1 protein-coding gene is annotated in these 367 nt (G+C 42.8%); it reads left to right on the top strand.

Translation table 11 applies throughout. The features are described 5' to 3' along the window. On the top strand, positions 1–203 hold a 203-nt coding region (locus AKG33_RS07310), incomplete at its 5' end, for a hypothetical protein (protein ID WP_161802441.1). Positions 204–367: the final 164 nt, after the last annotated feature.

Below are 367 nucleotides of genomic sequence, written 5' to 3'. Positions count from 1 at the left end.
CAACGCAAGGCGCGATTACGCAATGGGATTTGATGGAACGTTCTGCAACTGCAGCAGGGTTTATTTTGGATAAAAAAGCCATGCTGGCTGTTCAAGGACAACACCCGCTTATTATTGAAGACACTCTAATGAAAGCCGTCAAAGTCAATGTTCGTCATACCCAAAATGAGAAAACGCGTAATCCCAAGGATATTACAAGATGAACGTAATAATCGAGATGCTCAATGGATAAAGAGAAGAACGAAACTCAAGCGCTTTGGGATAAGGTTTTTAAACCAGAGCCACAAATAGCAGCGCAATTTGCAAAAGATGTTAAACGGTTATCAACATCATTGGCGAGTCGCCCGCAGCCAGCAAGTTTTCCAAC

The sequence above is a fragment of the Dichelobacter nodosus genome (genome assembly GCF_001263335.1).
GTDB classification, from domain to species: domain Bacteria; phylum Pseudomonadota; class Gammaproteobacteria; order Cardiobacteriales; family Cardiobacteriaceae; genus Dichelobacter; species Dichelobacter nodosus.
Note: the sequence above shows the minus strand (reverse complement) of the source record. Positions and strands in the feature narration are given on the sequence as shown.